The organism is Actinomadura logoneensis, assembly GCF_003428695.1.
Taxonomy (GTDB): Bacteria; Actinomycetota; Actinomycetes; order Streptosporangiales; family Streptosporangiaceae; genus Spirillospora; species Spirillospora logoneensis.
In genome coordinates this window covers 1-6,208 of sequence record NZ_QURH01000095.1, presented here as the reverse complement: position 1 = coordinate 6,208, position 6,208 = coordinate 1, and the positions used below count along the sequence as shown (strand labels likewise).

The following is a 6,208-nucleotide window of genomic DNA, read 5'->3' as shown; positions in this document are numbered from 1 at the left end:
GCCCGCGGCCAAGCCCGCCGACGCCCCGGCCAAGCCCGCCGCCGCGCCCGCGTCCGCCCCGGCCGCGCGCAGGTCGGCCAAGGCCAAGGCCGGAGAATCCTGACGGCGAATCCCTCGAATCGGGTGACTCCTGACGGAGACTGAGCGATGATCTCGTGTGTAGGGCGGCGGCGCCTCGGCCGCCACCGGCTCGCCGGTGCGCGGTCCTTCCCCAGCGGCGCCGCCGTCCCCGAGGGCTCCCCATGAGCACCCGCCCGCCGGACGACACCCCGCCCTGGCCGACCCCGTCCGCCGACCCGTGGACGGCCCACGCCGAGCCGGCCGAAACGCCCGACGCGACCTCCAGAGCCTCGACCGGCCCGCCCACGGACGACGCCCCACCCGCCGAACCCGCCGCCGCGTCCTCAGACGACGATGCGCGACGGAGCTCGGGCGGCGACGTCGGCCCCCAGAGCCCGACCCCACCCGAGGCCGAGGCGCCCACCCGGGAGACGACCGCGAGCCCCACCCAGACCGGCAGCGCGCAGAACGTGAGCGGCGCGCAGGCCGTGGGCGGCGCGCAGAGCGTGAGCGGCGGGCAAGCCGCGGGTGGCGGACCGAGCGTGAGCGGCGGGCGAGCCGTGAGCAGCGTGCAGGCCGTGAGCAGCGCGCAGGCCGTGAGCAGCGCGCAGGCCGTGAGGAGCGGCCCGGCCGAGAGCAGCGCGCAGAGCGTGGATGGCGGGCAGAGCTTGGGCGGTGCGCAGGCCGCGAGCAGCGACCATGCAGTGAGCGGTGCGCGGAACGTGGGCGGCGGGCAGAGCTTGGGCGGTGCGCAGGCCGTAAGTGGCGGGCAGGCCGTGAGTGGCGGGCAGGCCATGAGTGGCGGGCAGGCCATGAGCGGTGCTGCCACCGAGCCGGGCACGACTACGGCACGCCGTTCGTCGCTGCCGTGGGAGTCGACGGCTGCCCAGGCTTCCGGTCGGGGGAACGAGACGGACGGTTCGTCCGAGGGCGGCGGCCACGGAGACGGCCGGGGGGCGGCCCTTCCCTGGAACGTCCCCACTCCGCAGGTCGCTCCGAGTGACCTCCCGTGGAACCAGCCGAGCGACCCCGCGCCGACTCCCTGGGCGGGCGCGTCTGGCAATCCCTGGTCCGCGTCTCCGTCCGCCCCCGTCAAGAAGCCCGCCCCACCGTCCCCAGGCGAAAGTCCATGGGAGACCGGAGGAGGCCAGAGGCAGGCGAACAAGCCCCCGGCGGCCTCGTCCAGCCCTGATCCCGTCCCCGAGGAAGGGCTCCGTACCGCCGCCGAAGCGAGCGCGGACGACCGTCCGGAGTCCGGCGCGAAGGCCGCCAAGCCCGCCCGTCCAGCGCGCAAGAACAGGCCGAACAAGCCCCGAACCAGCGAGAACGCCCTCCCAAAGGACGGTCCGACCAAGGACGAGCAGACCAAGGACGGTCCGACCAAGGGCGGTCTGGCCGAGGCCGGTTCGAGCAAGGGCGAGCAGACCAAGGACGGTCTGGCCGAGGCCGGTCCGAGCGGGGACGAGCTGAGCAGAAGCGGTCCGCGCGGTGCCGGTCCGGGCAAGGGCGAGATGATCCCTGCCGGTCCCAGCGAGGACGGTCCGGGAAAGAACGACCCGAGCAAGGGCGACCCCGGCGCGGATGAGCTGAGCACGCGCGGCCGGAGTGAGAGCGGTACGAGCGAGTCCCCGGCGGGCGGGAACGGGCCGCGTGCGAAAGCGAGTGGTTCGAGCCGAAGGTCGGCAGCGGTCAGTGCCCCGAGTTCCGACGCGCGGCGGCAGTCGGCGCCTCGGCCTGCCGAACGTGATGACACGAGCGGTGTCCGCCCGGTCGGCGACGAACGCGGGGACGGCGGGAGCGCTCAGTGGACGCGTCCGACCGGCGACGAGCAGGTCCCGGGACGCGGCGAGGGTGGGCATCCGGCGGAGTATCAGCATGGTGGGGCAGAGGTGGCCTCGCCGGGCAGCGCTGAGGGGCTTGAGCAGCCCGAGCCTGGTGAGGCGCGACCCAGGAGAGCCTCCGGCCGGAAAGGCGCGTCCAGTTCCAGGACGAAGAAGCCGTTCGGCGGCTCGACGACGTCCTGGGGCGCAGGAGACACGCCGGAAGGGCGGCGTCGGGGGCGTAAGGGCACGCGGCGGGATGCCAGCCAGGACGAACGCGAATCCGAGTACGAATCGGGCGGCGAGGGCCGCACACGTCGCAGCGGTGAGTTCGACGCGGGATCCCGGGACGCGGACGGTGGTGCGCGGGAGCGGGAAGCCGCTGATCCCGAGGCGCGAGCACGCGAGATCTGCCTGCGCCTGCTGACGGGGTCACCGCGCACCCGGGCGCAGTTGGCGGACGCCCTGCGGCGCAAGGACATCCCCGACGAGGTCGCCGACCACGTGCTCGGGCGGTTCACCGACGTGGGCCTGATCGACGACGAGGCGTTCGCGCAGATGTGGGTCCGCTCCCGGCACGCCGGACGCGGCCTGGGACGGCGGGCGCTGGCGGCCGAGCTGCGGCAACGCGGCGTCGACCGCGAGATCGTCAACGAGGCCGTGGAGACGCTGGACTCCGAGCAGGAGGAGCGTCGCGCGCGTGAACTCGTCATGCGCAAGCTGTCCTCGACACGCGGCGTCGAGCGCACCAAGCGCGTCCGGCGCCTCGTCGGGATGCTCGCCCGCAAGGGCTACCCGCCCGGCATGGCCTACCGCGTCGTGAAGGACGCCCTCGAATCCGAAGGCGCCGACACCGAGGACTTCCCCGACACCTGGGACGCCGACTGACCGCCCGCCGCCCAGCAGCCTCCCCGCGACGCCACCCTTCCGCCTCCCGACGGCGCCGACTGGTCGAGCCCCCTGCCAGAGCCGAGCCAGATCATCCGGCGCGCCGTTCGGATCTCCTGGTGTGGTGCCCTCGTCGTGGCCCCATCTCCTGACGAGTCGAGCCGACGGCCGGTTTGCCTGGGGGCGGAGGTGGGCGGACGGTTTCGTCTCCTGGTGGTGCCGAGCCGACTGGTCCCGCCTCGCGGGAACCACCGCTGGGGGCGGGCTGCTTCCTCTTCGGTCGGGGAGTCGGTCAGGGGGAGGCGGGGGCTGCTCGGAAGGGGCGGATGATCTCTTCGGTCAGGAGGCGGGCGGCGTTCTCGGGGTAGGGGGAGCGGAGGCCCAGGACGATGTGGCCGGCGCCGATGGACGCCAGGTCGCGGACGGTGGCCCGGGCGGCGGGCAGGTCGTCGTAGGACACGAGGATCTGGACCGAGCGCGTGATCTCGGCGGGATCGCGGCCGATGGCGGCGCAGTGGGCGTCCAGGACGCGGGCCCGCTCGGCGATGTGGGAGACCGGGTTGTGCGGCGGCCCCGGGATGTTCCAGATGTCCGCGTGGGCCGCCACCAGACGCAGGACGCGGTCGCCCCAGCCGCCGATGAGCAGGGGCGGCCCGGACGCCCGCACCGGACGCGGGTTGTTGCGGGTGCCGCGCAGCACGGTGTGCGGGCCGTCGAAGTCGAAGACCTCCTCGGTCCACATGCGGGTGAGGATGTCGATGGTCTCGGCGAGGCGGGTGACGCCCTCGCCCGGGGCGACCAGCGGCAGGCCGTAGGCGGCGTACTCGGCGATCGCGGGGTTGGGGCCGGGGATGCCGCCCGCGCCGGCGGGCTGGCGGGTGCCGCCGACGCCGAGGCCCATGACGAGCCGTCCGCCGGAGATGACGTCCACGGTCGTCGCGATCTTGCCGAGGACGGCCGGGTGGCGCATCCGGTTGTTGGTGACCAGCAGGCCGAGGCCGAGGCGTTCGGTGCGGGCGGCGAGGGCGGCGAGCAGCGTCCAGCCCTCGAAGGCCGTGCCGTTCCGGGGGCCGGTGACCGGGAGCAGGTGGTCCCAGAGCCAGCAGTCGTCGATCTCGGGGATGCCGTCGGCCTCCTCCCACACCCGAAGGATGTCGTCGTACCCGACATGGGTCGGGCTGGTCTTGAGGCCGAACCTGATCTCGGTCATGGGGGCTCCGCATCTCCAAAAGGGAAGCGTCAGAGTAGCTGATCGTCAGCAAGACTGACGATAGACAGAGCGGTAGATTTTCCCGCATGGTGGAACCGGGAGAGCGAGTCGGCGCGGACGTCCTCACCGATCGCCTGGGTTACCTGCTGAAGCACGTCCAGGCGCGGCTGGCGGAGGAGTCCGCGCGGGCGCTGGAGCCGTTCGGCGTCTCCGGGAGGGAGCTCGCCGTCCTCGCCGTCCTGGGGGAGAGCAGGCCGATCTCGCAGCTCGAGGGGGCGGGCCGGCTCGGCGTCGACCGGACCACCATGGTGGGGCTCGTCGACCGGCTCGAACGCCGTGGCCTGGTCGAGCGCCGTCGCAGCGAACAGGACCGCCGCAAGAACGTCGTCGCGCTGACCCCGGACGGCGAGGACCTCCTCCGTCGCGCCGAGGAGGCCCGCCGACGCATGGAACGCGCCTTCCTGGAACCTCTCGGAGACGCGGAGGCGGAGCGTTTCGTCCGTTTGCTCCGCCTACTCCTGAATGATGGCGGTTCGCGCTAGCTTGAGGTGATGGAGGATGAGACGCCGCAGGGCGAAGAGAAGCGGACGCAGATCTACTCCAAGCGCACGAAGACGGCCGACGGGCGGACGTACTACGACAACGTCGAGGCGGAGTCCCTGGAAGACGCCTATCGCCGGTACGGCCACAGCGCCTTCGAGGGCGCCCAGATCGACATCGTCCTCGCCGACCCGTGGGACATCGCCATGGGCGAGCGCGGCCTCAGCTACTGACCTGACCCGGGCCGACCGCATCTCCAGCGGACGGCTTGTCATGGGCCTCGGCCTCGGCTACTGATCCGACTCGGGCCGATCGTGTGAGGCATGCGGTCGGCGAGCCGCCGCGGCTTCGTTCGGTCTGGCGGGGACGAACCGAAATCGGGTCGGCGGGCGTTCATCCACCGAACACCCGTTTCGCGCCCATGAGCGCGCGAGCCAGGTGGAAGCCGGTGGTGTTGGCCGGTGGGTGCGACACGCCGGGGCGGGGGCGGTTACGTGGCAGGTCGGCAGTGTCACGGCAGGTGAGCGGCGGTTGGCGGTGGAAGGGCGCTGGGGCCTGTCCGGAATGCCCCGGTGTTTGCTTGCTCATTACATGGTTGCCGCTTACCGTTACGGCAGTGAGGAGTTACTCCGCGCACCAGCGGATTGCCATACGACCGAGCGTGTTCTAGCAGGCGGGAGGGGTAGCGACCGGAACCGGTCCGGAGCGGATCGGCCGGCCCGGTGCCGCTGCGGCGGCGACCGGGCGATGTCGTGTACCCGGCGGTTCGCCCGGGTGCGGGTAGGTCCTCGCGAGGCAGGGCTCCAGAACCCCGTCAGGGGCCCGCGGGCGAGGAAGGATCGGCCTCGTGACTCCACCCGCGAGTGGCCACGCGGACCACCCGTCCGCGGACCCGCGCGGTTGGACGGACCCTCGCCGGACGGCTTCTCCCGCACCCTTCGGTCTCGGCGCTCCGACGCGTCCCCATCCCGGTTTCCGGATGGTGTTCCGTCCCGCTGCCGGGTCGCGACACGGTTCAAACGAGCGCTCGGCACTTTCGCCGAGTGCTCGGAAGTCTCTCTGTACCGGCCCCCGGACGGATTCCCGTCGGAAGTCTCTCTGTACCGGCCCCCGGACGGATTCCCGCCGCGGTGGCCGGACGGTTTCCCGCCGCGGTGGCCGGACGGTTTCCCGCCCGGACGACCGGGCCGTTTCCCATCACTGGAGCCGGGCGGACGTCCGTCCGGCTCCGTCCCCCCTTTCGCGCCCCGGCGCGACCGGCGTCCACGCGGCCCGTGCGGCCGTGTCCGACGCGGTTCCGCGCCGGGGCGCCGGTATTTCACGAACAGATAGCGGTGATCACTATGCGTGCCGTGAAGTTGTCGATAGTCATTCGTTCACCACACGTCCGCGGCCGGGGACGACCCGTCGCCGCGGGCGGCGGAGTCGCGGCAGGAGGAGTCGGCGCGGCGGGACGCGGGGGCCGGCGATGAGCGCCGCACGCCACCCCGCGTCCCGTCCGTCCTCGGGGAGGCCCTGATGGGCGGCACGGCGATGGGCGGCACGGCGCTGACGGTGGCGGCGCTGCTGGTGGCCCTGATCGCGGTGGTCGCCCTGGTCGTCCTGGTGGTCGTGGTGGCGCGGCGGCCGGGCGGCCCCGCCGGGCCGGACCCGGAGGAGGCCGGGCGCGCCCGCGAGGGGGCGGACGAGA

The 6,208-nt window shown here is 73.2% G+C and carries 4 protein-coding genes; 3 read left to right on the top strand and 1 reads right to left on the bottom strand.

Going from position 1 to position 6,208, the window contains the following annotated elements; translation table 11 throughout:
• Positions 1 to 2,288: 2,288 nt before the first annotated feature.
• Entirely contained in the window at positions 2,289 to 2,768 is a 480-nt protein-coding gene (locus DZF91_RS41755; RefSeq protein ID WP_407920877.1) for a regulatory protein RecX, read from the top strand.
• Between the two features lie 292 nt (positions 2,769 to 3,060).
• On the opposite strand, the gene DZF91_RS04490 is transcribed toward DZF91_RS41755, so the two are convergent.
• Positions 3,061 to 3,978 (bottom strand): LLM class flavin-dependent oxidoreductase, encoded by a 918-nt coding sequence (locus DZF91_RS04490; protein ID WP_117356228.1) that lies wholly within the window; start codon positions 3,976 to 3,978, stop codon positions 3,061 to 3,063.
• An 86-nt stretch (positions 3,979 to 4,064) separates the two neighbouring features.
• Between DZF91_RS04490 and DZF91_RS04485 the strand changes: the two genes are divergently transcribed.
• On the top strand, positions 4,065 to 4,520 hold the full coding sequence (locus tag DZF91_RS04485; protein WP_117356227.1) for a MarR family winged helix-turn-helix transcriptional regulator: 456 nt from the start codon (positions 4,065 to 4,067) through the stop codon (positions 4,518 to 4,520).
• Positions 4,521 to 4,529: 9 nt separating this feature from the next.
• Complete coding sequence (locus DZF91_RS04480) at positions 4,530 to 4,751, top strand: hypothetical protein (RefSeq protein WP_117356226.1); 222 nt, start codon at positions 4,530 to 4,532, stop codon at positions 4,749 to 4,751.
• Positions 4,752 to 6,208: the final 1,457 nt, after the last annotated feature.

Bases quoted from the DNA above. Each gene is read 5' to 3' on its own strand.
- DZF91_RS04480 (WP_117356226.1), top strand. From the start codon at position 4,530: ATGGAGGATGAGACGCCGCAGGGCGAAGAGAAGCGGACGCAGATCTAC.
- DZF91_RS04485 (WP_117356227.1), top strand. From the start codon at position 4,065: ATGGTGGAACCGGGAGAGCGAGTCGGCGCGGACGTCCTCACCGATCGC.
- DZF91_RS04490 (WP_117356228.1), bottom strand. From the start codon at position 3,978: ATGACCGAGATCAGGTTCGGCCTCAAGACCAGCCCGACCCATGTCGGG.